Below are 25,412 nucleotides of genomic sequence, written 5' to 3'. Positions count from 1 at the left end.
GTCGACGAACACAATGTCAGAAGAAAATAAGAAGCAGTGGAAAGAGACCGGCGGCTTCGCAGAAGACAGCGACGTCGCACAGGTCGTATGCAAAGAAGAAGATATCAAACAGTGGGATGAGGAAGCAGACGAGGCAGACCTCTCCCGCTCAAAGTACCTCTACAAACTGATCCAGGAGGGCCGGGCCTACAGAGAGCACGGAGCGATGAGGTCTGGCGGCGACCAGAAACGGATCCAGGAACTCAAGGAAGAGGTTGCGGAACTGGAGCAACGGTTAGAAGAAAAGGAGTCAGAAAGCTCAGCAGTCATCAGCTTCGAACCGGCTACTCTGCGAACCGTCCTCACCGATAACTACCAAGAGTTGGATGAGATCCTCCGGAGTATCGTTGAGTCCGGCGTGTTGGACGAGGCCTTGCGGCAGCCAGTAGAGAACCAGCTGTACTTCCTCGCAGCTCAGGACGAAGTCGACTACGAACGGGGCTGGGGCTGGAAACTCGTCGACTCGGACAACGGAGGTGACGCTTGAAAATGCCACGCGAAAAGAAACACGAAGTATTGCTGGACGCTGATGTCTGGGATCATAAAGTCTTCAAAAACAAGCACGACTGCATCAATCAGTGGCTTCGTCGGAAGGACTCCACCGGAGCGAGTAGACGGACTCTGAACTCCTATAGCCGTACCGCTGCGAAATTCTTCCACGAACACTTCCCGGACACTCATCCCTCAGATGTGGTCGTGGGGGATATCGAACAGTACGTCCTGATCATCGACAAGCGAGACGTAGCGGATAACACGAAGAGGAGATACGTCGAGTCCCTCTCCAGCTTCTATGACTGGGCGATGAAACGTCCAAGATTCGATGATATCACCGGCAATCCTGCTGGCGTCGTCTTAGAAGAGCTGGGCCGTGTACGTAGAGAAAGGCCTGATACGGCAACCTGGGAGAAGGGTAGGAGTATTATCCAGAATATCTCGGATCCACGGGATAAGACAGCAGCCGTACTGATGGCAAAGACTGGTGCTCGCACCGATGAAGTTCTCTCATTGAAGGAAGACGACTTGATGCTGGAGGATGGATTTGTCCGTTTCAGAGACCGGAAGGGAGGATCGAACACAGTCAATCCGATCGATGAAGAGACTGTGCAGGCCCTGACCCGGTTGATGGCGATCTCATCTGACGACTCAGATTATCTTTTCACGTCGATCAGAGGTGGCCGAATCGATCGGGAGAGAATCCGCCGTTCCGTTCGCCGTGCAGCTGTCCAGGCAGAAGTCATGGAAGAAGAAGACGAGAAACGATGGCACCACAAATTCGTTCCTCACTACTACAGGACGATCTTCACGAGCTTAATGAGGAACAACGGAATGCCCGACCACTACACCCGGTACCTGCGTGGAGACGGCGACCAAGAGGTCATGGACCTGTATACGAAGATTCCGCGTGACGAGGTCCGAGAAGAGTATCTGAAGCACATCAAACCCTTGAATCTGTACGCTAGAACTGACGGCGGAGGTGAGAATCACGAATCGGTGAACACGAAATCGAAGCTTCGACAGACCAAACTGGACAGATTGTAGGAGCACCTATCTGGCTTTCCCCAGAGGAAGTAGAGGAACTCCGAGAGACAGGATCTGTCGAGATCAAGTTGGCTGAGGAGTAACGTCAAAAATGTTCTGTCATATCTTCAGCTTGCAAGGGTAGATAGCGGATTCAATCGGTCGACAGAAAAGAAATCGAAGAATCTCAGCAGTTGGAATACGTCGCAACCACCGGTCGGCACCCAATAGTGACTGAGGGAATGAAGCTTGGATATCTTCCGGGAAACCGTGAAGACAGCACCTACCAGTTGTCGGATGAGCACGTCAATGTCGATCTTCCTGAAGGCTTCATGGACAATGAATACGAAGACCCGGATCTGGAACGGTTTCTCGACAAATTTCAGGAACGGGAGCCGCAAGTCGCTGTGATCGGAGACGCCTACAACGCAGAACAGGCCAGAGAATACCAGAAAGTAGTCGAGGATCTTCTCGAAGACTATCCACGACGCCGATTTATCGTCGTTCCAAAATCTGAGGAAACGTTTGATCTCCTTGATCCAGAAACGACGACCCTCGGATACGCAAACGGGAACAGTCAGATTCAGGCAGAGGATTTGGGGCCTGCGAAGTTCCGTGCCTGGGACGTGCATATCTTAGGTGGCAACCCTCACGAAGCCTATGACGCCATAGAAAAACTGACTCAACCGACTGTAGACCGAAGGCCTCCTGCTAACGTCGTCGGTTACGATTGTAATCTACCGCTGCGGATGGCGCACTGGGAATACTGGACACCCGACGGGTGGATCGACAACGGACACTTGACGCCTCGAGAGACTGCCCGTCGCTCATACCAGGAGATCAAGGAGTTCTGGCAAAAGAAAGATCTGTGGCCGGAGACCGAGCCAGTTGAGTTGTACGGTGAACCAACTGAAGAACCGGAAGAACTGATCTGGATGGATGAGGGCGGAGACCCTATCGGTAGTATCAAAGATCTCGAGGAGGCCTATGTCGGGCATTACGAAGACAGGGGTAAGATGGCTTTTCGAAGCGAAGTCGAGAAGAAATTTATCGAGTACCGCGAAAATCTCACCGGGATCTAGAGGCTACGTGTCATCTTCGAGGATCTCTTCGATATCATCCCAGGCCTGTTCCCACTTCTTAGAATGGATTTTCCTCTCCCAATCTTTCTCCGACACAGGGACATCCGCCTCATCAACCTTATCTCGGACCTCTCGCACAGCTTTCTCCACCTTCATCTCCTCCGACCTCAACTGGCCGACCGCATCCGAAAACATGTTCTCATTACTCAGTAGAAACTCGACAAAGAACACTCCGAATGGCGTTAGATCATATGTCTTCCCAGAATCCTCAGGCCTGTAGAGCAACTCGCAGTCTATCAATTTCTCCAAGTGATCTTGCATCCCTCCACGGGTGATGTCCAGAAACTCGGCGATATCGTTCAAAGACTTATCCTGATAAATCCCCAGTAAAAGAGCCAACCGAGCCTCATGAGCAAGGCCTTGAAACAGGGCTGACACAGCCTCCAAATCAGTTTTCTGCCAACGATCAGGCTCCATTACTTCTAACGCTACAAGGTACTGCGTAAAAAGGCGTTGGGATAATTCTGCACTATCCATTGATCTGGATATTCTTAATTTAGGGAAACACATAAATTTGAGGACCCATTAACAACCAGATAGAGGTAGGACACAAACCAGTCATGAACACTCCACTATACGCAGCATGCCTGGCAACAGGAATGCTGACAACTATGAGCGGCCTCAAAGGCATAGAAACAGAAAACATATACAGAGGCATTCTATTCCTGCTGATCGGCACTGCAGCAGGTTTCTTCGTAATCTCTCTTGGAACAGGGATTCAGACGCCGGAAAACGTATTAACAGTGATCTTCGCTGTCACCGTAACAGGTCTTGGATCCGGACTAACTGTGCTCTTCGTCGACTCAGAAAACAAAGGTGAGACAGAAACATGAAACTACGAAGTTGGCTGACCAGCGACAAAGAAGAACAGGCCGATGAACCAGTAGAAGTGGCTGGCCTCGAACTCGACGGCGACGGCGAAGTCCTCGAATCAGGACACGATATCCAACAGTTCGAGCAAGATATCGAAAGCCGGGAAGAAACCATAGACCAACTGGAACGCGAAGTTTCCCGGCATCAAAAGAAAAAGGAGAAAGCCTTCGACAAGGCGCGGGGAGCTTCCACAGAGTCTGACAAGAATGATTACATGGTGGAAGCGAAAGAGCACAAAGTCGCCGGAGAAAAAAAGGAGAAAATCCTGGATCACCTCCGCAGCGAGAAGCTGACTCTGACTCAGCTGAAGCTACAGCACCTGCAGAACAACATCAGGTCCGGAGCTATCGAAGGCCTCGACATTGACCTGTCCGAACTCTCAACCAGAGATATCGAATCTGCAATTGAGGAAGGGGAAGACCAGCTGATTGATGCCTCTGAAAACATGGATGACTTGGATCAAGCGATGGATTTAGCAGACGAGGAACTCTCTGGAGTAGATATCTCTGACATCAAATCAGAGGTCAAAGAAGAGGATAATGGAATCAATCTGTCTGACCGCAGCTTGGAGACTGAGGAAGAGATTGACCGGGCGATAGAGGAAGAGTACGAGAAAATCGAGGAGATGAAGCAAGGATCATGAGCTTGTCCAGTGAGTCTCATTACACGAAGCAGTTCAAGCAGGCCGTCGACGAAGCTCATGAAGCCGATTCCTCAGAAGAACGAGTGAAGAAACTCTTGAAGGCGAAGAAGTACCTGCAGAAGGTCTCCGAGGAGATCGAGGACGAACGAGCAAGTGAACTTGAGTATATGAGTGACTCGTTCGACGACATCGCTAAAAATGAAGTGAACAACGGTAACGGTCGGAAAGAGCGTCGAGGGAAGAAGGAGATGAACGGTCAGATGGATGGCTCTGAGTTTTTCCAGGAGCCTCCAGATCTGGACCTGGACGACGTTGGCGGGATGACAGACTTGAAAAAACTGCTTCAGCACAACGTCATCCACCAGTTCGAGGACTCTGAGTACCGTGAAATGCTTGGAGTCAGCCCTACGAACGGCATTCTTCTCCACGGCCCACCAGGAACCGGAAAGACGTATATCTCCAAAGCCCTCGCCGGCGAACTTGGCTACAGCTACGCAAAAATCCGAGGTTCCGATCTTATCTCCAGCTACGTCGGAGAGACCGGGAAGAACGTAGCCGACTTGTTCGATGAGGCCCTGCAGATGCAGCCCTGCGTCATCTTTATTGACGAGATCGACTCTATCGCTTCCAACCGGCAGAGTCTGGAGCGAGACGGACAGGCCTACAGCAACGCTGTCAGCGAAATGATTCAAAGCATTCAGGAAGTCCAGGGCGAGGATATCGTCGTGATCGCGGCAACCAACCTTTTGGACAACGTCGACGGCGCTATCCGCCGGAGCGGCAGATTCGACCAGAAGATAGAAGTCCCACCACCAGAACCGGATGCCCGCGAAGAAATACTACAGATCCATTTAGGAAACCGGACCACTGCAGAAGATGTCGACACTCACCGGTTAGCCGAATTAACCGAGGAGTTCTCAGCTTCCGACCTCGAGAAAATAGTGGAGGAGGCTGCTCAAACGGCACACATCGAATCCGTGGAGCAAGATGAGCTACAGCCAGTCAGTCAACGTCATCTACGGGAAACAGTCCAGGATACCGAGCCAAGCCTCAAACACTGGGAAAGTTGAACAATAGTCACAACAAGCTATCCCTGTTTAAGAACTGACGAAGAAGACGGATCTCTACTTGTTCAGTAGATACGTCGATATCAGAGATCCTGTTCTCAATGAATCCCTTGATCGATTCGTTTCTACATAGGGTCACCACTCTGTCAAACTTTTTATCCAGGCGATCAGAGATGTGCTCAACCTCTCTATCGTTCCTGCCCATTGCGACTTCGACTGCTACAGCTTCCCCATCAACGTTAACGTAGACATCAGCATGGCTTTTCTCAATAACCGTGTTCAGGCCCTCTTCCTCAAGACTATCGGAAACACGGTGTTGCCAGTACCTGTGGACCACGCCACCTCTGCCAGATCTCTCAAACTCTACATCAAGATCCTCGACGACGTCTTCCCCTCGATCAGTGAGCTCGAACAGCTTGACCCTGCCCTGCTTCACCTTCGCACTTTTCTCCTCAACCAGTTCCTTATCCAGTAGTTCCTTCTTCGCCTTGTCCCCCTGGTATCTACTGGAGAAATCCTCGTATCTTTCAGTAACAGATCTGAACGGGTTTTCCACTATATCTCTCACTAAGCGCTCCGCTCTCTCAGAAACGTCCAGTTCGGGTTCTTCGGCAGGCTTAGAGCTATTTTGCTCCGATCTATCCACTTGTTCGGAGTCTTCTACATGACCTGAAATAGAGGAATCTATAGGCTGGAAAGACAGATCCCTCCACTCCTCACTCATGTAGGAAACCAGGTCATCATCAGTCACGTCCTTCTCCAAATCAAAATCAGGAAGCTTCACCGGGACCGGTTCATTCTCCCCTTTCTGAATAACGGCATCACCCACTGCCAGCTTCTTCGCCCACCGCTTCTGCAGGCCATCCATCTTCAGCGACTCTGCGATTGACCTGAACTCCTTGGCATCACCTGTAGCCAATAGTACCTTGAAATACGTGTTTGCCTTGATCGAGTCAGTCAATTTGTTCGCCTCCTGATCTGCCACGATGAATGACTCCTGAAACTCCCGTACCTTCGCTATCTTCTTATCACTCTCAGGCAGTCCAGAAGCCACCTGTTTCTCCTTGTAAACTGAAAATATGGTCTTGGCCTCATCCAGGAACGTAACGTGGCGCAACCCGTCTCCCCTATGATTCTGCGCTTTCCTATACTCGTATATCCATGCTATCAGGATCTCCATCAGGAAGTTCTGAGTCCACTTCTTCAGACCCCCGAACTCGAAGACGACGTTCCTTTGCAGTAGATCTTCCAATTCATAACCCTGCTCTACGTTGAAAGTGTGAGGTGCATCTCTCAGCAGTCGTCCGATACTCGTCCTTATCCTGTTCTGGAAACCTTGCCGTTGAGGATGAACAGAAAGACCCTGAATATAGTTCCTCAAGTTAAGCAGCGTTGGCTGGCCTTCCTTCTTATTCTGAAACTGGTGTAGGTGCTCATCGAGGAAGCGGTCAGACCCTCCCAGCAACTCCTGAGTCTCACAAAACACTTCCATGAAAGCGGAAAGCCAGTCCCCTTGTTCGACACCTGGCGGAGCCTCTAATGGATTGAACCTGAGTTTCTCCACCGGCAGCACCAAGATATCATCAAGCTCCTCTGACTTCACCAGGTGCCGGTAGTCCTGCTTCAAGTCAAACGCCCAGAAAGGGATATCCAGATCGTCCAGCTCCGACATCAAGTTATAGAACAATGTGGTCTTTCCCGAACCGGATTGACCGACTGCCAGAAAGTGCTTCGTAAGGTCGTCGACAGGCAGTGAGACCAACCCCCCTTTCCAACCCCTCCCAACATTAATCGAGGACCGCGGTACTACAGGTGACTGCTCACCGGGGAAAGGATGACTGCGGTGTTGCCTTATCAAGGCCTTCAGTTTCTTCGCATACAGTTTCTTGACGTGGTCATTTGGAGCGAGGTTGACCAATTTCAGATACTTTTGAACCTCAGGGTCATCATCGATGTTCGCATCCTTAGCCTCCTGCAGAAGCCGATCGTGAAGAGACACATCAACAGTTTACTGAAATTATGCTTTTATAACATAGAGAAAAAAGCATGATCAGGCCTCAGCGTAGATCCCGTCCAGTACATCAATCAAGGCTTGGCCTTCACTCGTGATTGAATAGAGCTTTTCCCGCTTATCATCGTCTGACCTCTCCTTTTCTACAAGGCCCTCGTCTTCTAAGCGTTGAAGCGTACTGCTTACGTACTGCCGGGAGAGCGAAACTCTATCTAATACACTCGAGACGGACTGCCGATCTTCCTCCGCCACCGCAGACAGTATTTCAGCGCGTCCACCTCTCACAACAGAAGAATCACCGATATCGGTCACTCTACCACCCCGTCGACGAGCTCATCCACTTCATAGAAGTCCAAGACCTCACTATCGTCGACATCGTAGACCCCGATTGCGTCAACAGGTTCGTTCTCGTCTAACCGGATAAGGTCATAACGGACTCCATCACCTGTCTCAACTCCAAATTGTGGGAACTGAGAACCATAGACCTCCGCCCCTTGATCTTCCTCCAGGATCTGCCGGACTTTCCCAGCTGGCAAGTCACGAGGAAATAGGTAGTCTTCTCCGAACTCGATCGTCCCTCCGAGGCCTTCGTTCAACTCCGGATTATAGCGTGGTTCGACATAGTCCGTAATCAGGGCACCACCCGCGGATACAGTATTTTCTCAGTGCTGTGAGGCTGAATCTCCCATTTCTCCGTGCTCATAAGAAGAGTTTCCTGCACATCAAACGCAAGCCACAAAACAAAGTTCATGGCTGTTCCACCGCCGGATCCTGAAAACCTCCGACCAATGCTTCCAAGCTTGCACGCGGAAGAAGACCCTGACTCACTGCTGAGATCCACCTGCAGGCAGTGTTTTCTGTTTTCTCTCTGACTCAGGAACAACCTGCTTCAGATTATCACCTTCCTCAATGTACTCTATCCAGCCTTCCTCGATAAGCTCCTCAACACACTCCTCGATATCAGCTTCAACCTTCACTGCTTCCAGATGATCCTCAGTCTTCTGGACGAAGCTATCTCTATCGTGGAAAAGCGAGTTGTTGAGCTTTGCTACGAAAAATCCCTTCAAACGCTCCTTCTTCACTGCCGGCACCTCAGAGGTAATCCTCCAGTGATGAGTCCGGTTTTGATGAGGAATCTGTGGAGGCACTGTTCTGCATACTGACTGCCGTGAAATCCGAATCCTTGGCCCGCTTCACTATGCCCAGCTCGTCGTCCTCTTTGTCTGCTTTTCGCTGCTGTCTGTGGTTTTGAACCGCTTCTGGAACGGTACTGATTCTAGGCTCGGGTTGAACCCGGACCATAGTCCGACTACGTTCTGTCATTGTGTAAACTAATTGTTTACATTTATTTATAAATTCTTTGCAAGTTCTGCAGGAGTGCTTCTCAGCTATCAAATACCTCCTCCTCCATATAACCCAAGATGTCATCTTCCACATCATCCTTGATCCTGGCCTTTGCGTACTTTTTCCCTCCTCTACCGCTCTTTGAGCCTGTTTCTACAAGCCCAAACATATCGAGATCATCAATAGCATACCGGACCTGTCTTTCGCTGACCGGTTCGTTATTCCACTCACTGCAGACTTTCTCGTACTTGTCGTAGACCTGTTTGAAGCTGGGCTTTTTTCTTCTTTCCTCCATCACCGAGTAGAGAACGTACTTTTTCGTGAGAGCAAGCTGTTTGACGGATTTGAGAATCTGATTGGTTTCCACCTCGTCAATAGCCTCATCGACGTGATCCATTTTGACCTGCTCGTGAGTCTCCTCAGCTATTTGCCCAGCTTTCTTTAGTACGCGGATAGCCTTCCGGGCGTCCCCGCTATTTTTCGCCACGTAGGCAGCTATCTTGTTGAGAACACCGTTCTGCAGTGCAGTCTGTTTGAAGGCCTTCTCAGCTCTGTTCCCCAGGATCTTCCTAAGCTGGTGAGAGTCATATTCTGAAAAATCTATAGTATCATCGGCATAGCGGCTGCGATTTTTCGGGTTAAACTGATCATAGATGTCTGAATTGTTGGTGACTCCTCCAACTACAAGGCCTCCATCGCTATTGTTCAAGGCGTATTCTCTTACTTCATATAGTTTCTTGAGAAGTGAATTTCCATGGTCGTTCTGGCTTTTATCGCTGAACAGGTGATCGATATCGTCAAGAACAAGGATGTATGAAGCGTCCTCTTCGACTATCTTGTTCTTCAGTTCGTGGTAGTACTTGCTGAGATCACTTCCTCTGTAATCGATTTCTATGTCGTGAGCTAACTTTCTGAGTACTTGCCGCTCGTTGGTACAGGCCTCAATGTAAGATACAGTGAGATCTTGGTCTTCCTCCTGCATCTTTTCGTCAAGTTGGTTGAGGACAGCTTTGACACAGGTTGTCTTTCCAAGCCCTGTATTCCCTGTTACTACGAAGTTTTCTCCATATCCTGTTTTGAGTATTCCTTTCAGTTTCTTTCTTATCTGTTTGATCTCTTCTTCTCTGGCTACTATGTTTTCGAGTGAAGGAAAAAACTCGTATCCGAGTGGCCGTGTTGATTCGAAGATCTTATTTTCTGAATAGTCATCGAAGAGGTTAGTTGTATTGTCGCTTTGAGACATATTTATTTCTGGACAATTTCCTTTTTTATTCCTTTGGTTCAATTTGTTCTGTAAGTTCGGAAAAGATCTCATGGATCTTAGCTCGACAATCCAATTCTCCAAATCTGTACTCAACTGTGTGTGAGAGATTTGCCTGTGTGTGACCATTTCCTAAATATCCAAGAGAAGAGAGGTGTGAGACCTGGAAAATATCGGACCTTTTTAAATGAGGTGAGGAGTGATATAGAATATAACAGCGTTATATAATATAACAGTGTTATATCAAATTTCTTTGGGAAAGTAGTTTTTTCGGAAATGGTCACACACACATACTTGACGTCTTTAAAAAAACTGCTGAGAAGCAATATCGACATCTTTAGCTCTTTTACCTTTGATTTACCCCTCTATTCATCACATGCCGGTAGCAAATTTTTCGGAAATTAATTGAGTCAGCCTGAAAATCTGCTCCTATATTTCAAGCCGTTAAGGCCTATAACACTCTATTTCTGCCACCATTTCCTAAAAACTTGAATAATTCTAAGATTTTGTCATCAGTGGGGTGTATCATCCCCAAAAAAAAATTTCCAAGGGATGTTTCTCTCTGAATCGTCTTTACTAGAGTTCGAGGGTGTCATAGAACGAGTACCACACCAAAGAGCAGGGTGAACGCTGAGATGGTATGGCCTCAGAGTTCCTGTACTGGTTGATGAGTGGTTTTTACCGGTTAGAAATCCTCCGTGTTTAAATCGAAACGCACTCCTACATTACGGATTGTTGAGGCCTGTATATGCTGTTTTGCCCTACCGTTTCGAACCGATTCTGTACTCAGGGGTTTGGAAGCCCCATCTTTCCTGATGTCTTATAGTGTTGGAGAATGGTAGTTACATGGTAAGGAACGAGGCTTTCAGATAGCTATGGGAGACAAGCATCCGCTGATCGAGTTCACGCAGGGTTTCTTAGATAGTTACGAGGGTGTAGACTATACTCGTCCTGAGGATCGTGAGGAGGTTGCTCGTGATGAGCTAGATCGTAAGTTTGGGCAAGGAAATGATCAAGTGAATCAGGACGTTGAACCAGCTGGATTGGGAGGTGGTGGCCGTGAGATCCCTGATCCTCCGTCACTGGATGATATTGATGTTGACGTCGGACCTGGTCGAGGCCAGGGAGAGCAGGTGAGGGATGATACTGGCGGTACTGGCGTGGATATGAATTTCAGGCCTAAGGACGGTGTTTCTAGAGCTGATTTCGAGACGATGTATGAGAGAGATATTATAAACGTCAACGGCCGGGATCAGTGGGTTAGGTGGCTTGATCGGCATGAGTACTTGGATCGTTCAGAACTTCGGTCTCACCGCTCGGAGGATAGGATGTACAAGTTCGTTTATGAGAAGTGCAAGGAGATTCTTGACGGAGAAATAATGGCAGATATTCGTCGGAGGCCTATCAGTTACTATGAAAGCGGCAGTGAAATTGATGGAAGTTCCGGAGGGCAGGGATTTGATTACGGTGAGTTGAGTTCTGAGGAGTTGCTGTCTCTCTTGGGGCAAATGGTGGAGGAAGGTAAGGTCTCAAAGATGGAGGCTGAGAGTTTGTTGATGAAGGTGAAAGAGAGTAAAGGAAGTGGAGGCCTTGCCTCTACTGAGGATAGTTACGGTGAGATGACTGGGAAGTTCCCTGATCAGGGCGGTGAAAGTAGTGATCCGGAGGTTGAGAAGTTAGATGAGATGTTGAACCGGTTCAGGGATTGAAGGGTTATGGTTGTTGATTCTGTAGCGTATTTTTCGGAGTTGGAGCCGGAGGCGTTTCCTCACGTTCCTAGTGAGCTTAGACGTGTTTTTGCTGGCAGTGAGTTCCCCGATTGGATGGTTGAGGCCTGTGCTCTGCATTTTTTCGTGGAAAGTGGTTCGAGCTATTCTCTTTCAGGCCCTGATGTTCCGTCTCCTGGGGAGATGATGGATCGTTTGGATGGTGACTGTCAGGATCAATCTGTGTTGTTGGGAAGTCTGTATCAGAGTGTAGGCCTTGATGTCCGGTTTGTTGTTGTCAGGGATCCTTTGGGTGAGAATCAGCATGTGTTTCCGGAGGTGTATTGTCCTGTTCCGGACACTGAGCTGGTGTGTAGTGTTTTGCGAAAATTCTATCGTCAAGAATTGGGTAGGGATGCGGATGAGATCTTCTTTGAGGAGGAGAGTGCTGAGACTGGTTTTTGGTTGGTTGCTGATCCGGAGTTCAGCTACTATGTAGGAGATCTACAGGATTTGAAGATGGATGGTTATGCACGGGATCTGTCTGGCGGGGGTTGGGAGTGGACTAACTTGGTGGAAGTACAAGAAAGGTAGAATGAACGTCTTAGCAATTTCCTTAATTATTAATCGTTAATGATTGGTGGCTGGCGGCTAATGTCTCGATTGTAGTGTTTTCCGATTGTCCAAGTCTTTTGCTCATAAGGTGGAGGTCGAATAGTTTCTGTTCTTCTTGGGTGAGTTTTTCGTAGGTTTCTTCGAACTGTGTTCCTGTCTGGTGGGCGATCTGAACTTCTTTGGAGGCCTCGTGTTTGTGACTAGTTTTCTTGGCGTGGAAGTAGTCTGCGAGGTTTTCTATCTGTGTTTTGCCGTTGCGTGGTGTTGGAAATTCTGATAGGATTTCGTTGATGTCTTTGGTCATTCTGTGGTTCACCTGCTTCTTTATTTGAATATATGTAAAGATATTTTTAATATCTATGGAAAATGTAGCATAATACGAGGCGTCTGCAGTCCTTAACAGACAAACCCTTGCGTATAACGGTGTTATATCAGTCATTGTCTGGTAAGACAGGCAGAGAAAAAGAAAGAGAAAAAATCTGGTAGGCCTTACTTCCCGAGAACTCCGTGTACCGGTACTTCTTCAGGGTGTCCGAAGGCCTTGATGTCGTCCCACTTGACGGCGAAGTAGTGCTGCATCTCCATGCAGCTGGCCTGCTCGATCTCCTCGGGATCCAGGTCCTCAACGTGTTCGTCGATGTACTTCTTGATGGCGTGTTCCTTACTCCGGGCCTTGAACGGGAAGTCATTTGCTCTGAAGTCTAAACAGTCGGCGTCGGAGGCCTCAGTCCGTAAAACCACGTATCTTTCTTGATTACTGTTCAGGTGGTCGTAGGCCTCTCCCTCGGTTTGGAACTCTTCCCCGCAACTACAGGTGTACCGCTTCCCGCCACTGTCACTGCTGTAGTCCACGGTTTCAGTTTCTCCTGTTTCGGTGAGGAAAGAGGAAGAGGAAGGATCAGGCCTTACCGTGGCCTTCTGCACCTTCGTTCGGTGTACCGTTATCTCGTGTTCCTTTCCCAACGGTTTCACCCTTCTACTGTTTCCCGGACGACCGCCCGTGTTCCCGAGTTAATCTGCTCCTCTTCCCCGGCTTTCTCTATCACGTACTTCAGGATTTTCTCGACTCTTCCGAGAACTTTCAGAGCCAAATCATAGGCCTCTTCGTTTTTCTCACTGTAGTTCTGGAGATATTCGTAGCTGTAAGCCTCTTGTGCCACTTCCTCTCCCTCATACAGTCTTGTGAGAACGGCGGCGGCGAGTTCCGCACAGGCCTCTTGTTCCCGGTCTTGTCCGGCCTTCAAGCCGCCTTGAATCTCTTCATCTACTTTGTGGGCAAGTTCGTGGTAAAACGTCTGCTGTTCCTCAGTGTGAAGTCGGATTTTGTCGTTACCGTAACTGCCGTAGGCCTTCCGGGTTCTGACGGCGTCGTATTCCACTTCTACACCGAGTTTTTCAGCGAGCGGAAGCAGTTCCGGGAGATCGTCGCTGTCCGGTGTGTAATCGAGGTGTTCAGGCCTGTACGGTTCTCCATCGAAGTCTTCCATCTCCTTCGTGTCTTCTACAGGGAAAACAGGAACAGCCCTGTAACCGTTCATAATCTCGAACTGTACTCCGTCCTCGGTTTCCTCTATCTTAGACGCATAGCCTTTGTCACGGAGTCTTTCAATCTCTGAATCTGTTTCTACAGTTTTGGTGTAGGTGCTGGGTGCGAGGATTCTAACTGATTCTGCTCCTTCCTTTACTTGCCGCCCTACTTCCTGCCACTGGTTGTAGCCTCTGGCGTCTCTTGTACCGGTTATCATAACCATCAACCGGTTTCTGAAGCTCCAGTCGTGTAGAGGCCTTTCATCTCCTTCTTTAGGAGTGATTAACGCTTTTGAGGCCTTTTCCTCAATCTCTCCTGACTTGAACAGTTCGTATATTTCTTCAAGCTGATTTTCTGCTTTTTCGTATTCTTGTGGTAAATTGTCTTGTTGTGTAATCCTAACCACCTATAGTTTACATATATCTAAATATTTAAAAAAGTTTAAACATATCTAAAGAATAGTTGGTTAGAATATGTTAGCACACAAAATAAAAGATGGAAAATGCCCCAACTGCGGCGAAAAAGCAGTATACTCAAGCACAGAAGAAAATAGCTCAATCTGGAAAGTCTACGTCAAATGCGAAGAGGATGACGGCGGTTGTGGCCGGGACTTCGGAAGAGTAGGTGTAATCAAGAGAAGCAACATCGACCACACCGACCAGATGCACGAAAAAGCCGAAAAAATAGCAGAGAAATTCGTAGACTGAAAGGGCCTGATACAAAGTGGACTTACCAGAAAACTGGAAACCCGTAGAGGAACCGGGCACAGCAGTAGAAGCATGGAGAAACCAGAAAACAGGAACCCTCGAAATCAGGCATACCGGACAATCAGATACAGAGGGATTCGACCTTTTCCTCATTATAGGACACGAAGAAGGATTAGTCGAAGACACCGGAATCAGCGACCTCGAAAAAGCCCGGACAAAGGCCTTCGAATGGATGGAAGAAAACCCCGAACCAGCGAGGCCTTGAACCACTATGGAACAACTCAATCTCAACAAGCACGACCGTAATCGACTCGACAAACTGACAGAGGAATTGGAGAGGCTGAACGAAAACCTCGAAGCACTCAACAATTCAGAGAACTGAAACCGGGAACCTCTCCCTCTCTCCACATCCTCTCTCCCGTTTCTATCTTCCTCTCATCACACTTCCATACCCGTCCCGAAAAACAGATACCGCCCAGAATTTCAGCACCGATTGAATCCCCGGTGTTCTCTATACCAGCCTACCTCTCTATACCGGGGTATTCCCCGTAAAGGCCTACCCCTGTTCCACCCGATTTTCCTGTTCTACACTGTGTGAAACCCTGTTCTAAGGCCTATACCGTTTTCATCCAGTACACGGGGTGTTCCGTCAATAGTACAGGGGTGTAGTACACGGGTGTACCTTCAGCGCAGAACGCAATATGTCCGATGGAGGTTGATCGACGACGTCCACAGGCCTACCCGTCATGAGAGTGTGCAGCTGATGCAGTAAATCAGTCCAGGGTCTACTTGTACACCTCAGAATGATTATACTGAAATCTCGGTTCCGACCCCCAGAATAGATTTTTAAACATAAGTAAGAAAGTTGATGATACAGTCTGGAGGTTATTGGCGGTTGGAATCACCACTTAGATTCTGACTTCACTCACGGCGTGCCCATGGAGTGAGGCCTTGTATCACACCGTCTTTGTCGGTGAGTGGTTTCCATAGTTCAGAAGCCTCAGTGCCTCCAGCTTTCTCATCCTATTTCTATCACGATTAATCATAGGGAACGCGAAACCTTTACACTGCAAATTTTTAACACGGAGTGAGACTCTACTTTAGAAGTAAGAAACAGTCATGCTGGGTTCTGCTGCTCGGAAGGTCAAGAGGAAGATTCTAGATCTGCTGAAAGACCGGGATGTCCTATACGACAAGTACGATTCCTACTACTACACCAGGATCCGGGGCGAGTCCAAGGTCGATCTGGTCCACCGCAGCGAAGTCCCCGAAGATCAGCTCCGGGGGAAGCACCGACAGATGGAAGAAGATGAAATCGAGGAAAGGCCTGAAGTCGAACCCGACGACGATCTCGACGATGAAGACGAAAAGAAGCTGATGGATCAAGCCGATAATCCGAGAAGATCTACACACTTGGATTACGGAAAGCAGATGATATCTGAGGCCCGGCAGTACAGCTACAGTCAGGAGCTTCCTTCCCAGACTGCTCGGAAAGCAGGGAACAACCGGTTCATCATGAGCGACGTGATGAACGACCCGTCTATTATTGATGCGGACAGCAGGGTCGAGGCCAAGGCGATGATCGACGCCGCCCAGCCAGGCAACACCAGCACCAGTTACAGCGATGTAGCAGCGGAAGGAGACTCAGGAGACAGTGGAGAAGCCGGTGACAGCGGCGAGGTGAGTGTAGCAGACAACCTCGGGCCTTCGACGGACGTAGACGCCTATGCAGAAGCTGCAAACGCTTCCTCAGGAGACAGCGGATCTGGAGACGCAGGGGACAGTGGTGATGTAGCAGGCATGGGAGATAGTGGGGGCGTAGCAGATGGAGACGTCGGCGGCATGGGAGACAGCGGAGGGATGTAGATATCTATGTCCGTAAACCAATTGCAGAAGCGGCTTGAGTCAGCTGTCGACGATCTCGGATTAGACATCGATGTCTCCTCTGTCGAAGATGTAGCCGTTGATCCTCCGGAAATCGAAGAGCTGGATGACGGTACCGACAAGCTCTCGGCAGAGATGAATATTCTGCAACCGGTCGAGGCAGGGAACGGGAAGGCCTCGAACATAGTTCTGCGGGGAATGAAGAATGGAGATCAGTTCGAGATAAAGATCCGGAAAAGGCCTATCTGCCCTTCCTGTAAGACTGTTACCGGTGGCCAGGAGTTTTCTAACAAGCTTCACGGCCGGTGTGTGGAGTGCAAGACGAGGACGTGTGAAATCTGTGCAGGGCGTTGTGCGGCCTGTGATACAGTCCTGTGCCAGGAGCACAGGTATGGTTACGGGCCTCACCAGGAGGCCTACTGCTGGGACTGTCTCCAGGACGTGTACGAGGAAGTCGAGTTCAACCGCAGGCTTCAGGCCTGGGAGATGCAGTTCAAAGCGTGGCAGGAACAGGTTCAACAAGTTCGGCAGTTAGAGGAGGCTGAGCTGCAGAAGGAGTTCGAGATGAAAAAAGAGAGGATGAAGAATCGGTTGGAGAGGGAGAAGGTTGAGATGAAGCAGGAACGGCAGTTAGAGCAGACCCGTATTCAGGAGGAGACGAAGAAGGAGAAGATCCGGAAGGAGGATGGCCGGAAGCGGATGCAACGGAAGCTGGATCATGAGGAGGATATGCGGAGGATGGATCTAGATGAACAACGTTTGGAGAAGGAGTGGGAGCAGCAGGACTGGGAGATCGAGAAGGCGCGCAGCCAGCTCGAGTTTGAACGTGACGAGCATCGCTGGGAGAAGGCGGATAAGATGATGGAGATGGTTGAGGGCATGATCGAGCTGCAGGATGAGTACAAGGATGAAGACTCCGGAGTGGTCGAGGTGGATTCCCAGATCGGGCGGAGTGCTCAGAAACTGCCCGATATCTAAGGGTATCCATGGTCCGTGCAACTGTTTCCAAGGCCCGTACTGATCAGGACGCGGTCAAAGAGAAGCGGTACCGCTGCAGTCTCTCTGAGAAACTGGCGCACCAGCTGGGGAAGAGTCGGAAAGGCCATGTCCGGCTTGAATCGGATACTTTGAATGCGTACTACGTCGTAGAAGAAGTTCACAGCGACAGTTCTGTAGATTTCCGTACCAGTAAGAGAGGCCGTGAAAGAGTCGGGATGGAACCAGGCGACGAGGTCCAGCTGCGTTCCACTGTCCCGCTCGAGGATAAGGACGAGGCCTTTCCCCGTGGTGATATTGCGGAGACGTTCTGGCATCAAACCGCGGCAGAAGTCTTCATCTCCTGTCCTCACGGCGGCGATGTCGAGTATAACACTGATGAGATGGGGATGTACCTGTTCAAGCAGTTGCTTGGTCAGGGAATCCCGAGCACGTTCTGGGGCCTACACGGGTACTATTCTCCGGAGGGGAAGGATGCGACGAAGCGTTGGCACGTCAGCAAGCCGGTCAAGGGCTACGATGCGTACCCAGGCCTGAAACAGCTGAAGGAGGAGGACAGAAGTTTTCGGTACGGTATCGGTTTCCATATTCAGAAGGCGGATCATGTCGGCGTCGGTGGCATGGCGGATCGTGAGATCCGGGAAAGAATAGCGGACAGTATTCGAGGTCCTGTGCCGTCGAAGTACGATGTCAGGACGGATTACGAGGAGATGAAGCTGACCGGGAAGGGAACGTCGATGTCGATGAACCATTTCGCGGAGGACTACCAAGGGATCCAGATTGAGATGCCGCGCCGTGTAGCTCACAAGAAGTTCCACAGTTTGCCTGAGGCAGTGGCAGATGCTCTTGTTAAAGTTTTGTGATTTATTTATAAAGGGTCGGGTAATTTTCTCAGAAAAGTGAGAATACAGGGCCTGTATTCGCAAAAATCTGCGAATAAGAGTCAACAAAGTATAAAAAAGACCATCGGTGGTTATTTAGTATTGGTGATACTTTACTAATGGCTCATAAAGGAGATCGATGGTCAAAACGCGAAACACAAAAACTCAAAAACAAATGGCCGGACAACACGGCGGAAGAAATCTCGAATATGCTTCCTGGGCGTACCGAGGAAGCAGTAGAAAGTAAGGCCCAGCGCTTGAACGAGAAAGGCGAACTACCGGACAAAAACCGCAGCACGTCCTCACAAACCAGTCACTCAACCTCGCAGAAACAGGTCGAGAAAGGAGGCTCACAGATACAACAGGTCTCAGGCGAGATTACGGACGTAAAACGTGACGCTCCAAGGTCGATGGGAACATCAAACGCGATAGGCCTGAAGATCAATGGCGAGTGGTTCTATGACACCTACAGTCCATCCAGATTTGAAGACACGGGGAAGGGAATCGCATTTAAAGTCGGCGGAGACCTGTTCACGGTCAAAGGAGCACGTCTCTCCGGAGCCGACTACGCCGTAGAAGATTCTGGCAGCGGACAGGGATACAACAGGCTACAAAGCTACGGCACGATCCAGAAAGGAAACGCGACAGAGATCTCGCAGACCAAGGAAGTCAAAATTAAGAAGAGCCAGCTATTCGAGGACTTCCATCAGGCGATGCTTTCTCGTGCTACCGGTAGAAGTGAGAGCTTCGTTCTGGAGGTCTGGGATCACAAGGAAGCAGTCAAGGAGAAATGGAAGAGTAGTGGAGAGTACTACTCTGGAAAGGGTCCTGTTGCGACCTTAGGCTACGAAAACCTGTCTTCTGTCTCGCTTAGAGGTAGGAACTACCATTTATCGAAACAAGATGTGGTCAACGATGTTGTTGATGCAACGTCAAAAACAGAAGATGAAGTTTCAGAAAGAGACATCCAAGTCAATGTTGAGGCCACAAACGAAGGCACGCTTCAGGATCTTTGGAATGCCCGGAACGACGTTCTGACTGAGGAAGAGTTGAAGAATCCTCACGTATTTGAGAAAAGTCAGTACGAGCAGATAGAGGTTGAATGGGTGGACGACACATCGGCGGAGGCCTTCCTTGAGGGAAAGTTCGACTTCTTTTGATCAGGATGGGAAAACGCTCTTCCCTGACTTCTCTTTCTCTTCTTCTCGCAAGTTCTTTAGGTCTTCTCCTAAATATGTATCTGTATGAAGTTGGGTGTGATCTCAGATATCCACGGCAATCTACCTGCCTTGGAAGCTGTCCTCAGGGATATCCCGGAGGACGTCGACGACATAGTCTGCCTCGGAGATGTAGTCGGCTACGGGCCGTGGCCGTTGGAGTGTCTCCGGAAAGTGTGGCAGCATTGTGATGTGGTTGTCCAGGGGAATCATGACCGGGAGTTCGTGGATCCGGAAGGGTATACTGATAACGGGCAGGCGATGGAAGGCCTCCGATACGCCAAGAAGGAAGTGAAGGGCAGTTATCGTGAGTGGCTGCAAAACCTTCCGGAGAAGACCAGCTACAATGAAGACATCTTCCTGGTCCACAGCCATCCAGAGAAGATCGACTACTACGTGGTTCCCCGTGACTTTCCGAAGATCAGGGCTTTCCTCGACGATTACAAGGCCTGTTTCCTCGGTCATACTCATATCCAGCATAAAGCGGTGATCGACGACCGCCTCATCCTGAACCCGGGAAGCGTTGGTCAACCAAGAGATGGTGATCCGAGAGCAGCTTATGCAGTAGTCGAAACCGAGGATTGGAGTGCCGAGTTGCGTCGTGTGGAGTATGATATCGGAAAGGTGCAAGATATGGTTGAGGAGCAAGGCCTTCCGAGCGAGATCGGGACTCGTTTGGAAAGTGGAAGATGACCTTGGATCTAGTAGTCGAGGAACTCGGAAACCGCTTAGTCGGTGAAGGCGGTGGCTTGGATGATGCGTTAGGTTTGCAGGCGGTAGCAGCGACTGACTCAGCTGTCAGCGAGGCAGCGTGGAACTCCCTGGAACACGCCTTACTGGAGGAGAACGGTGAGGCCCGGGTTTGTGCGGGCGTGTCTTTGGCGTATACAGCGGTCAGCAGCGAAGAGGACTGGGAGAAGGCCTTAGAGATCTACGGAAAGGGAGCGAGTTCTGATTCTTGGTTTGTACGTTTGGGAGTGGTGCAGGGGTTGCGGAAAGCCGTGGAACTGAACCCTGGTGTAGCGGAGGATGTGGCAGTTTTGTTGGGACGTGTTCTGGACGATGGTCTACAAGTCCTGGCCGGGGAAGACGTTGAAACTGGTTCTGTGGAAGATGTGGTCCGTTGCTCGGTGAAAGCCCTCGTGGAGATCGGGCAGCATGATTCGCAGCTGGCTGTTGAAGTGGTCTCGGATCAAGGCTTGGGCGGCTTTTTGATGGAGGAGTTTCCTGAAGGTCTCAGTACTTCCTGAGTTTCGCCGGACGGTTTTTGAGAAAAAGGTATTGAGTTCATCCCCTGACAGGGGATTAGTATAAAAGATTTGGGAGATAGTTGTTGTTTAGATAGTAAAAGATGTCAACGCAAACCGAATCTGAGGAGGGTGGCGGCCCAACCGCCGACAAAGGACAGAACACTGAGGCTGGCAGCCTATCTGCTGAACATCCTGAAACCGAACTACCCTACGACAGTGACGAGTTCGCAGTAGTACGTAGTTCACCGGTTGAACACGTTAGAGAGGGAAAGATAGTGATGGCGGGTTCAAAGAGGAGGATGAAGAAGGAGGCCTTTGAGAAAGACAAGGTAGTTGGCACGATGTACACTTGCCACAAAATCTCTGATCTCGAAGAGATAGGTTTCCAAGGTGAGAATCAGTAGTGGGGGATGCGACGATTTACTACTTGAACTGGGATGAGGAAGCTAAAGAACTAAGAGAGGATGATGACTACGACGGCCATCCTGGAATGGGGCCTGCTGGAGAGCTTCACCACAAACTCACCGTTATGGAGGTTCTCGATGAGGACGAGAAACCGTCCATGGAGTATTCTGAGGAAGAGTTTGACGAGCTGTACAGAGAAGTCACGGAGCTGGAAGGATACAGTGAGGAAAATCTGGGGCAGCTCTGGAAGGAGTGGAATGCCGGCAGCAGGCAAGAAAGTCAAGAGTTCTACGAAGCCGAGGAGCGTTCCATGTCGGTCGGTGATGTGATCGAGATCGACGGCAGCTACTACCAGGCTCAGAACGCCGGGTTCGAGGAAATCGAAGTCAGAGGTGAGAATCCTCAGTGAAAGCTATTGATGAAAACTCTGTTTATGAAGCTCTTGGCAGTGTAGTAGCCGTTCTGGCATCTGCTGGGACAGGATTCCTCTTTTTCGCATTTGCGGCGTTTATGGATTTGCCGCATCTGGGTTCTCTCATCGCAAGCCTGCTTATCTCGGCCGGTATGCCGGCGATGATCTTCCATTTCCTGGGCGAGGTGAACGCTTCCAATGAGTGATGAAGAATTGCTGGAAGAAGTTGCCGAAGAGATTAGAGATACTGGAGAGGCTTTAATCGGCTACGAAGGATATGCGGATAAGCGAGGGGCAGAGTATGGAGATGGGTGGAATGATGCCATCGACCAGTTCGTCCTTGAGCTCTTGGGCACAAAAGGAGAAGACTCTGTAGAAAAGCTTGAAGAAGAGATCAAAGGCACTATTGAGAAACCGGAAGAGGTGAAATCTCAGTGAGTTTTGAGCCTGATCATAGGGACAGTGGGCCTGTCTTGTATGAGACCGGGGATATGATTGTTTACGAACGTCCTGTTGGCACGGTCGAGGTTACCCCTCTGATAAAAAATCATTGTGATTCTCATAGGAAGGGTGAGACGGCTGGTAGCGGATCCCCGGCAACTGCTTTCTGTAGCCGTGAGAAAGGACATGATGGCAACCACTATGCACAGGATCAGTTAGGCAGGGTTGTAGCCGAATGGGAGAACAAGGATCAGAACGAGCAATTCAGAGGTGTAACTGTAAAATGAGTGACGCCGGATTTTCTCAGGAGTCCTTGTTTACGTATATCGGTGATCCTGCGGATCAGAACATAGTGGAGCTTGAGCAGGGTGATGTCATCCGTTACAGGAAACGGGGAAGAGAGATGGAGGCCTGGTTCGTTGCGGCTGAGAAGGGGTCGAACAAGGTCAAGATCAGGAAATGCGAGAACGGGTATGACGTGATCGCCCTGGAAGAGATCTTGGGGAAGCTCGAAGACCCTGAGATCGAGGAAGGATTCTTTATAGAAGATGAGAGTCCGGATGAGGTGGCTGTTCAGTGAATGATGTTGTTGGGAAGTATGCTACAGAGCTTGCAGATATAGAGTGTCCTGAATGCGGTGCAGAGAACCGTATCAACACGGAAGGTATTGAATTACCTGAGTGGAGCTGTAAGGAGTGCGGCTACACCCCTGACTGGCAGTTGATGAAGAGAGAGGCCGATGGTTATCCATGCACTTGGTGTGGTAAGGATATATCGGACGACCACAGGACTGTAACTAAGTGTAGAAACTGTAGTAGAGAGGCTCGGAAACGAGAGAAGATGAGACAGAATCAATGCTGCCCTCACTGTGGAGAAATGCTATCCGCTGACGATCTGCGGAAGATCAAAAAAGCACGCTCTGAAGCAAGAAAAAAGTACGAAAACAAGGAAGGTGAGAACTCTAAGTGACCCTGAGTGAGGAACAGTTCAACTCTATAGTGAAAGACGTTATGACTGATTTGCCGTTTGTAGAGTGGGATAGAGGAACAGAATGGACCTACGGAGACGGCCTCAAAGCCATCGGAATCTATGGCTGGATAGATCGAGAGGAAGACGGCTACAAGGATTTTGTGAAGATAGAGATCTACGAAAGAGAAGACGCCGAGAAAGCCAAAATCGAGTTCCACGGAACAAGTAGTGAGAAATACAGCGAAGAAATCCATCGACGTCTCTTCCCTGAAGATGATCTGGAGACACACAATGAGTGTTTCAGGTTAGAGAACAGGTTTGACGTGGAGAACACCATCAACCTGAGAGGTGAGAACCATAGTTGAGTGATGGAGGATATCAGCAAACCATTGTGGGTGACTCTCCGGTTCTTGACGAGGAACTGATTGTTGAGAAGTATTGGGATGGGGGTCATCGTCAGGTCATCGATGAGCTCCCCGGCGAGGATTCGCATCTAGATCTGCAGGAGACATCGTCAAAGATCGGTGCCCCAGAGGTAGAGTACCCAAGAGACCGGGACCACTACGACGTCTCCAAGTTCACCGGTTACTACGATGGGAGAAGCCGGTCGGAGTACAAGATCTTCGACATCCAAGTTGATCGGGAAGACTATCCTGAGGACGCTGAACGGATCGAAGAACTGCTTTCCGAGCTACGTAGGCTTCCAGGCCTCGAGGAAGAGATCGACCAGTACGACTCCTTCGAGGAGCTCCAGAGTAACAGTGAGACGGTCAGGGAGTACGAGGCCCTGTACGGCGCACTGAAATCGGCGTGGGACAACGATAGTTTAGCCGAGTATGCTACCGGGACTCGGAGGCCTCGGATGTTCGAGGTCGATCAGTTCCCACAGGGGTTCTACGGTGTACCTCGGTTGTTCCACAGTCACGCTGACCAGCTGGTCGGCGAGAAGTTGCAGGAGGAAGATCTCGGCAGTCACTCGGTGGCGTGGGGCAGTTTCATCGTCGAGCCTGAGGACCTCTCTCAGGTCCACGACTTGTTGGAACCGTTCTACCACACACCCGGCGACGAAATCAGAGGTGAGAGGCCTTGAGATATAATTGGTGTCCTGAAGAGGAAGAGGAGACAGCTTTCGCCCAGATGGACGCTACTGGAGAAGACGCAGAGGAGTTTGATGATGTCAGTGCTTTTGACAAGGTGTGGCATTGTATGCACTGTGGAGCGAGATTCCCTCACCTGCCTAAAAAAGAAGAGAAGGGTGAGAGCCAGCAGTGACAGTGTTTCGCTGTAAGAAGTGTGGCCTTGAGATCCACGAGGAAGACCCGGACAGGGATACCAGGTTCTGTGACCGTGTAAAGTGTAGCGGTACGATGTACAGGATGGATACTGTGGAAGGCCTGCAAAAGCTGACGTTTCTCAGTGAGAGGCAGGCAGAGGCCTATCTCCTGGTCAGCGAAGAACATGAGGAACTTACTGCGGCGGAGGCGGCTGAGGAGATGGGTATCTCTGAGGGCAACGTCAGTGGGAAGATCGGAAAGATCCGTGAGAAGATGACAGAAGGTGAGGCCACGAACAAACTGTCCATCTAACCGTCTTCTTTCCTTTCGATGAACCGGTTGTCTTCCACGCTCCAGTCCGTCTCTCCTTTTCTCTCTTGTTTTTCTCTGTCCCAGTGTACGTTGTCGTCGCCGGCGTCGAACGTGATCAAGTATTTGACGTGGGGTTTGCCGATGTACCGGGGATGAACTCTTTGATCCCAGAGCACAGGCAGGTCGTTGGAGAACTGGTATTCGTCGATCTTCCTCTGGACCTTGCCCGGCGGTTGCTTTTCTCCGCTGCAGTGGAAGAACAAGAGGTGTTCAGGGGTCTCGTATCTGACTCCTGGTGTAAGGCCTACAGCACTGTATTCGTTGTTCGGCGTATCGATATACAGCTTCCCCATCCTGTTGTTTCCGGCTACCGCTGCGATCTCTCCATTCCCCAGGTCTTGGACGGTCATGGGAAGCATGGCCTCGAACATGTCTGCGATGAACGAAGGCAACAGGCCTCGAGAAAGAGCTTTGAGTTTGATGGGGACGAGAAGGTTCACCTGTTCCATCAGGTTCTCCGGTGTACTGGTTAGGCCTTCAGCGAACAGTATTTTGACCGCTTCCGTTTCTTCGAGCAACTGGTTTAGGCGTGGATGAATCTCCAAGTCGGTGACTTCAGCGGTTAGGAAGAGGAAGTCGGTGTCCTCGGGTATGTCCGAGGGTGAGGGGTTTTCGAGGAGTTGGGCGGAGGATTCTGTCTGGATGTGCTGTATGGTTTTCCTGCCGGTTTTTCCAAGTCCTGCGACAGAGACTTTGGGCGTCCAGGAAGGCTTCTCATTCATGCTGTTTCAACTGCAGTTGGGGCAGGCGTATATTTCGCTGTGGGGGCCTTGGCTGATCCACTGTTTTTCCGTGCCGCATTCGCTACAGCAGTTGGATTGTTCTTCTGGTTCTTTTCCGCAGCCACAGGTCTGTCC

General features: G+C 49.9%; 36 protein-coding genes. 25 read left to right on the top strand and 11 right to left on the bottom strand.

What is annotated here, in order from left to right:
- Positions 1-13: 13 nt before the first annotated feature.
- The 3 genes from NMP98_RS02435 (at position 14) to NMP98_RS02425 (ending at position 2,639) form a co-directional block, all read left to right on the top strand.
- Positions 14-526, top strand: a complete 513-nt coding sequence (locus NMP98_RS02435) for a hypothetical protein (RefSeq protein WP_254859979.1) — start codon at positions 14-16, stop codon at positions 524-526.
- A gap of 2 nt (positions 527-528) precedes the next feature.
- The gene (locus NMP98_RS02430; protein WP_254859978.1) at positions 529-1,578 is read left to right on the top strand and encodes a tyrosine-type recombinase/integrase; all 1,050 of its coding nucleotides are present in this window, start codon (positions 529-531) and stop codon (positions 1,576-1,578) included.
- A gap of 209 nt (positions 1,579-1,787) precedes the next feature.
- Entirely contained in the window at positions 1,788-2,639 is an 852-nt protein-coding gene (locus NMP98_RS02425; protein ID WP_254859977.1) for a DUF6610 family protein, read from the top strand.
- 3 nt (positions 2,640-2,642) lie between these two features.
- Here the strand turns inward: NMP98_RS02425 and NMP98_RS02420 are convergent, their stop codons facing one another.
- Positions 2,643-3,176, bottom strand: coding sequence for a winged helix-turn-helix domain-containing protein (locus tag NMP98_RS02420; protein ID WP_254859976.1), 534 nt, complete (start codon positions 3,174-3,176; stop codon positions 2,643-2,645).
- A gap of 83 nt (positions 3,177-3,259) precedes the next feature.
- Here NMP98_RS02420 and NMP98_RS02415 point away from each other — a divergent pair, with 83 nt between their 5' ends.
- The 3 genes from NMP98_RS02415 to NMP98_RS02405 are packed head-to-tail and all read left to right on the top strand — an operon-like array spanning position 3,260 to position 5,285.
- Positions 3,260-3,532 carry a hypothetical protein gene (locus tag NMP98_RS02415; RefSeq protein WP_254859975.1) on the top strand — a complete coding sequence of 91 codons (273 nt, stop codon included), beginning with the start codon at positions 3,260-3,262 and terminating at the stop codon, positions 3,530-3,532.
- Entirely contained in the window at positions 3,529-4,215 is a 687-nt protein-coding gene (locus NMP98_RS02410) for a hypothetical protein (protein WP_254859974.1), read from the top strand. The genes NMP98_RS02415 and NMP98_RS02410 overlap by 4 nt, the downstream gene beginning before the upstream one ends.
- Positions 4,212-5,285, top strand: coding sequence for an ATP-binding protein (locus NMP98_RS02405; protein ID WP_254859973.1), 1,074 nt, complete (start codon positions 4,212-4,214; stop codon positions 5,283-5,285). The genes NMP98_RS02410 and NMP98_RS02405 overlap by 4 nt, the downstream gene beginning before the upstream one ends.
- A gap of 7 nt (positions 5,286-5,292) precedes the next feature.
- Here the strand turns inward: NMP98_RS02405 and NMP98_RS02400 are convergent, their stop codons facing one another.
- The 6 genes from NMP98_RS02400 to NMP98_RS02375 form a co-directional block, all read right to left on the bottom strand.
- On the bottom strand, positions 5,293-7,281 hold the full coding sequence (locus tag NMP98_RS02400) for an ATP-binding protein (protein WP_254859972.1): 1,989 nt from the start codon (positions 7,279-7,281) through the stop codon (positions 5,293-5,295).
- Positions 7,282-7,332: 51 nt separating this feature from the next.
- Complete coding sequence (locus tag NMP98_RS02395; RefSeq protein WP_254859971.1) at positions 7,333-7,605, bottom strand: MarR family winged helix-turn-helix transcriptional regulator; 273 nt, start codon at positions 7,603-7,605, stop codon at positions 7,333-7,335.
- Positions 7,602-7,889: a hypothetical protein gene (locus tag NMP98_RS02390; protein WP_254859970.1), complete on the bottom strand. Its 288-nt coding sequence runs from the start codon at positions 7,887-7,889 to the stop codon at positions 7,602-7,604. Before NMP98_RS02390 ends, NMP98_RS02395 begins: the two co-directional genes overlap by 4 nt.
- A 228-nt stretch (positions 7,890-8,117) precedes the next feature.
- Positions 8,118-8,375: a hypothetical protein gene (locus NMP98_RS02385; protein ID WP_254859969.1), complete on the bottom strand. Its 258-nt coding sequence runs from the start codon at positions 8,373-8,375 to the stop codon at positions 8,118-8,120.
- A 10-nt stretch (positions 8,376-8,385) separates the two neighbouring features.
- Positions 8,386-8,595, bottom strand: coding sequence for a hypothetical protein (locus NMP98_RS02380; protein WP_254859968.1), 210 nt, complete (start codon positions 8,593-8,595; stop codon positions 8,386-8,388).
- Positions 8,596-8,677: 82 nt separating this feature from the next.
- Entirely contained in the window at positions 8,678-9,880 is a 1,203-nt protein-coding gene (locus NMP98_RS02375) for a Cdc6/Cdc18 family protein (RefSeq protein ID WP_254859967.1), read from the bottom strand.
- 893 nt (positions 9,881-10,773) lie between these two features.
- Between NMP98_RS02375 and NMP98_RS02370 the strand changes: the two genes are divergently transcribed.
- Entirely contained in the window at positions 10,774-11,607 is an 834-nt protein-coding gene (locus NMP98_RS02370) for a hypothetical protein (protein ID WP_254859966.1), read from the top strand.
- A gap of 114 nt (positions 11,608-11,721) precedes the next feature.
- On the top strand, positions 11,722-12,198 hold the full coding sequence (locus tag NMP98_RS02365; RefSeq protein ID WP_254859965.1) for a transglutaminase-like domain-containing protein: 477 nt from the start codon (positions 11,722-11,724) through the stop codon (positions 12,196-12,198).
- Positions 12,199-12,220: 22 nt separating this feature from the next.
- Here NMP98_RS02365 and NMP98_RS02360 read toward each other — a convergent pair whose 3' ends face one another.
- From NMP98_RS02360 to NMP98_RS02350, 3 genes are read right to left on the bottom strand one after another with little or no spacing between them, the layout of a single operon-like run.
- Positions 12,221-12,658 (bottom strand): hypothetical protein, encoded by a 438-nt coding sequence (locus tag NMP98_RS02360; RefSeq protein ID WP_254859964.1) that lies wholly within the window; start codon positions 12,656-12,658, stop codon positions 12,221-12,223.
- A 50-nt stretch (positions 12,659-12,708) separates the two neighbouring features.
- Positions 12,709-13,182 carry a hypothetical protein gene (locus NMP98_RS02355; protein WP_254859963.1) on the bottom strand — a complete coding sequence of 158 codons (474 nt, stop codon included), beginning with the start codon at positions 13,180-13,182 and terminating at the stop codon, positions 12,709-12,711.
- A gap of 5 nt (positions 13,183-13,187) precedes the next feature.
- On the bottom strand, positions 13,188-14,153 hold the full coding sequence (locus NMP98_RS02350; protein ID WP_254859962.1) for an ArdC-like ssDNA-binding domain-containing protein: 966 nt from the start codon (positions 14,151-14,153) through the stop codon (positions 13,188-13,190).
- Between the two features lie 67 nt (positions 14,154-14,220).
- Here NMP98_RS02350 and NMP98_RS02345 point away from each other — a divergent pair, with 67 nt between their 5' ends.
- From NMP98_RS02345 to NMP98_RS02265, 17 genes are all read left to right on the top strand, one after another.
- Positions 14,221-14,454: a hypothetical protein gene (locus NMP98_RS02345; RefSeq protein ID WP_254859961.1), complete on the top strand. Its 234-nt coding sequence runs from the start codon at positions 14,221-14,223 to the stop codon at positions 14,452-14,454.
- A 16-nt stretch (positions 14,455-14,470) separates the two neighbouring features.
- Complete coding sequence (locus NMP98_RS02340; protein ID WP_254859960.1) at positions 14,471-14,719, top strand: hypothetical protein; 249 nt, start codon at positions 14,471-14,473, stop codon at positions 14,717-14,719.
- 854 nt (positions 14,720-15,573) lie between these two features.
- Positions 15,574-16,320, top strand: a complete 747-nt coding sequence (locus NMP98_RS02335) for a hypothetical protein (RefSeq protein WP_254859959.1) — start codon at positions 15,574-15,576, stop codon at positions 16,318-16,320.
- A 6-nt stretch (positions 16,321-16,326) separates the two neighbouring features.
- Entirely contained in the window at positions 16,327-17,316 is a 990-nt protein-coding gene (locus NMP98_RS02330; protein ID WP_254859958.1) for a hypothetical protein, read from the top strand.
- A gap of 8 nt (positions 17,317-17,324) precedes the next feature.
- Entirely contained in the window at positions 17,325-18,197 is an 873-nt protein-coding gene (locus tag NMP98_RS02325; protein WP_254859957.1) for a hypothetical protein, read from the top strand.
- A 137-nt stretch (positions 18,198-18,334) separates the two neighbouring features.
- On the top strand, positions 18,335-19,375 hold the full coding sequence (locus tag NMP98_RS02320; protein ID WP_254859956.1) for an SANT/Myb-like DNA-binding domain-containing protein: 1,041 nt from the start codon (positions 18,335-18,337) through the stop codon (positions 19,373-19,375).
- An 84-nt stretch (positions 19,376-19,459) separates the two neighbouring features.
- The gene (locus tag NMP98_RS02315; protein WP_254859955.1) at positions 19,460-20,125 is read left to right on the top strand and encodes a metallophosphoesterase family protein; all 666 of its coding nucleotides are present in this window, start codon (positions 19,460-19,462) and stop codon (positions 20,123-20,125) included.
- The gene (locus NMP98_RS02310) at positions 20,122-20,682 is read left to right on the top strand and encodes a hypothetical protein (protein WP_254859954.1); all 561 of its coding nucleotides are present in this window, start codon (positions 20,122-20,124) and stop codon (positions 20,680-20,682) included. The genes NMP98_RS02315 and NMP98_RS02310 overlap by 4 nt, the downstream gene beginning before the upstream one ends.
- A 101-nt stretch (positions 20,683-20,783) precedes the next feature.
- Positions 20,784-21,086, top strand: coding sequence for a hypothetical protein (locus NMP98_RS02305; protein WP_254859953.1), 303 nt, complete (start codon positions 20,784-20,786; stop codon positions 21,084-21,086).
- Positions 21,086-21,496, top strand: coding sequence for a hypothetical protein (locus NMP98_RS02300; RefSeq protein WP_254859952.1), 411 nt, complete (start codon positions 21,086-21,088; stop codon positions 21,494-21,496). The genes NMP98_RS02305 and NMP98_RS02300 overlap by 1 nt, the downstream gene beginning before the upstream one ends.
- Positions 21,493-21,705, top strand: coding sequence for a hypothetical protein (locus NMP98_RS02295; RefSeq protein ID WP_254859951.1), 213 nt, complete (start codon positions 21,493-21,495; stop codon positions 21,703-21,705). The genes NMP98_RS02300 and NMP98_RS02295 overlap by 4 nt, the downstream gene beginning before the upstream one ends.
- Positions 21,698-21,937 carry a hypothetical protein gene (locus NMP98_RS02290; RefSeq protein WP_254859950.1) on the top strand — a complete coding sequence of 80 codons (240 nt, stop codon included), beginning with the start codon at positions 21,698-21,700 and terminating at the stop codon, positions 21,935-21,937. Before NMP98_RS02295 ends, NMP98_RS02290 begins: the two co-directional genes overlap by 8 nt.
- Before the next feature lie 286 nt (positions 21,938-22,223).
- The gene (locus tag NMP98_RS02285; protein ID WP_254859949.1) at positions 22,224-22,520 is read left to right on the top strand and encodes a hypothetical protein; all 297 of its coding nucleotides are present in this window, start codon (positions 22,224-22,226) and stop codon (positions 22,518-22,520) included.
- Entirely contained in the window at positions 22,517-22,909 is a 393-nt protein-coding gene (locus NMP98_RS02280; protein ID WP_254859948.1) for a hypothetical protein, read from the top strand. Before NMP98_RS02285 ends, NMP98_RS02280 begins: the two co-directional genes overlap by 4 nt.
- Entirely contained in the window at positions 22,906-23,274 is a 369-nt protein-coding gene (locus NMP98_RS02275; protein ID WP_254859947.1) for a hypothetical protein, read from the top strand. Before NMP98_RS02280 ends, NMP98_RS02275 begins: the two co-directional genes overlap by 4 nt.
- The gene (locus tag NMP98_RS02270; protein WP_254859946.1) at positions 23,271-23,999 is read left to right on the top strand and encodes a hypothetical protein; all 729 of its coding nucleotides are present in this window, start codon (positions 23,271-23,273) and stop codon (positions 23,997-23,999) included. Before NMP98_RS02275 ends, NMP98_RS02270 begins: the two co-directional genes overlap by 4 nt.
- Before the next feature lie 178 nt (positions 24,000-24,177).
- The gene (locus NMP98_RS02265) at positions 24,178-24,495 is read left to right on the top strand and encodes a sigma factor-like helix-turn-helix DNA-binding protein (RefSeq protein WP_254859945.1); all 318 of its coding nucleotides are present in this window, start codon (positions 24,178-24,180) and stop codon (positions 24,493-24,495) included.
- Here the strand turns inward: NMP98_RS02265 and NMP98_RS02260 are convergent.
- Entirely contained in the window at positions 24,492-25,277 is a 786-nt protein-coding gene (locus NMP98_RS02260; protein ID WP_254859944.1) for a hypothetical protein, read from the bottom strand. The genes NMP98_RS02265 and NMP98_RS02260 overlap by 4 nt on opposite strands.
- Positions 25,278-25,412: the final 135 nt, after the last annotated feature.

This window comes from Natronomonas gomsonensis, assembly GCF_024300825.1.
GTDB classification, from domain to species: Archaea; Halobacteriota; Halobacteria; order Halobacteriales; family Haloarculaceae; genus Natronomonas; species Natronomonas gomsonensis.
This window is presented reverse-complemented; position numbering and strand designations above follow the sequence as displayed.

What these genes read in the sequence shown, in the direction of transcription:
- NMP98_RS02380 (WP_254859968.1), bottom strand. Translation starts at nt 8,595, where the DNA reads ATGGTCCGGGTTCAACCCGAGCCTAGAATCAGTACCGTTCCAGAAGCG.
- NMP98_RS02375 (WP_254859967.1), bottom strand. Translation starts at nt 9,880, where the DNA reads ATGTCTCAAAGCGACAATACAACTAACCTCTTCGATGACTATTCAGAA.
- NMP98_RS02345 (WP_254859961.1), top strand. Translation starts at nt 14,221, where the DNA reads ATGTTAGCACACAAAATAAAAGATGGAAAATGCCCCAACTGCGGCGAA.
- NMP98_RS02290 (WP_254859950.1), top strand. Translation starts at nt 21,698, where the DNA reads ATGAGTGATGAAGAATTGCTGGAAGAAGTTGCCGAAGAGATTAGAGAT.
- NMP98_RS02325 (WP_254859957.1), top strand. Translation starts at nt 17,325, where the DNA reads ATGGTCCGTGCAACTGTTTCCAAGGCCCGTACTGATCAGGACGCGGTC.
- NMP98_RS02405 (WP_254859973.1), top strand. Translation starts at nt 4,212, where the DNA reads ATGAGCTTGTCCAGTGAGTCTCATTACACGAAGCAGTTCAAGCAGGCC.
- NMP98_RS02430 (WP_254859978.1), top strand. Translation starts at nt 529, where the DNA reads ATGCCACGCGAAAAGAAACACGAAGTATTGCTGGACGCTGATGTCTGG.
- NMP98_RS02320 (WP_254859956.1), top strand. Translation starts at nt 18,335, where the DNA reads ATGGCTCATAAAGGAGATCGATGGTCAAAACGCGAAACACAAAAACTC.
- NMP98_RS02315 (WP_254859955.1), top strand. Translation starts at nt 19,460, where the DNA reads ATGAAGTTGGGTGTGATCTCAGATATCCACGGCAATCTACCTGCCTTG.
- NMP98_RS02370 (WP_254859966.1), top strand. Translation starts at nt 10,774, where the DNA reads ATGGGAGACAAGCATCCGCTGATCGAGTTCACGCAGGGTTTCTTAGAT.
- NMP98_RS02360 (WP_254859964.1), bottom strand. Translation starts at nt 12,658, where the DNA reads ATGACTGATATAACACCGTTATACGCAAGGGTTTGTCTGTTAAGGACT.
- NMP98_RS02410 (WP_254859974.1), top strand. Translation starts at nt 3,529, where the DNA reads ATGAAACTACGAAGTTGGCTGACCAGCGACAAAGAAGAACAGGCCGAT.
- NMP98_RS02330 (WP_254859958.1), top strand. Translation starts at nt 16,327, where the DNA reads ATGTCCGTAAACCAATTGCAGAAGCGGCTTGAGTCAGCTGTCGACGAT.
- NMP98_RS02335 (WP_254859959.1), top strand. Translation starts at nt 15,574, where the DNA reads ATGCTGGGTTCTGCTGCTCGGAAGGTCAAGAGGAAGATTCTAGATCTG.
- NMP98_RS02285 (WP_254859949.1), top strand. Translation starts at nt 22,224, where the DNA reads ATGAGTGACGCCGGATTTTCTCAGGAGTCCTTGTTTACGTATATCGGT.
- NMP98_RS02310 (WP_254859954.1), top strand. Translation starts at nt 20,122, where the DNA reads ATGACCTTGGATCTAGTAGTCGAGGAACTCGGAAACCGCTTAGTCGGT.
- NMP98_RS02305 (WP_254859953.1), top strand. Translation starts at nt 20,784, where the DNA reads ATGTCAACGCAAACCGAATCTGAGGAGGGTGGCGGCCCAACCGCCGAC.
- NMP98_RS02365 (WP_254859965.1), top strand. Translation starts at nt 11,722, where the DNA reads ATGGTTGAGGCCTGTGCTCTGCATTTTTTCGTGGAAAGTGGTTCGAGC.
- NMP98_RS02435 (WP_254859979.1), top strand. Translation starts at nt 14, where the DNA reads ATGTCAGAAGAAAATAAGAAGCAGTGGAAAGAGACCGGCGGCTTCGCA.
- NMP98_RS02415 (WP_254859975.1), top strand. Translation starts at nt 3,260, where the DNA reads ATGAACACTCCACTATACGCAGCATGCCTGGCAACAGGAATGCTGACA.
- NMP98_RS02420 (WP_254859976.1), bottom strand. Translation starts at nt 3,176, where the DNA reads ATGGATAGTGCAGAATTATCCCAACGCCTTTTTACGCAGTACCTTGTA.
- NMP98_RS02260 (WP_254859944.1), bottom strand. Translation starts at nt 25,277, where the DNA reads ATGAATGAGAAGCCTTCCTGGACGCCCAAAGTCTCTGTCGCAGGACTT.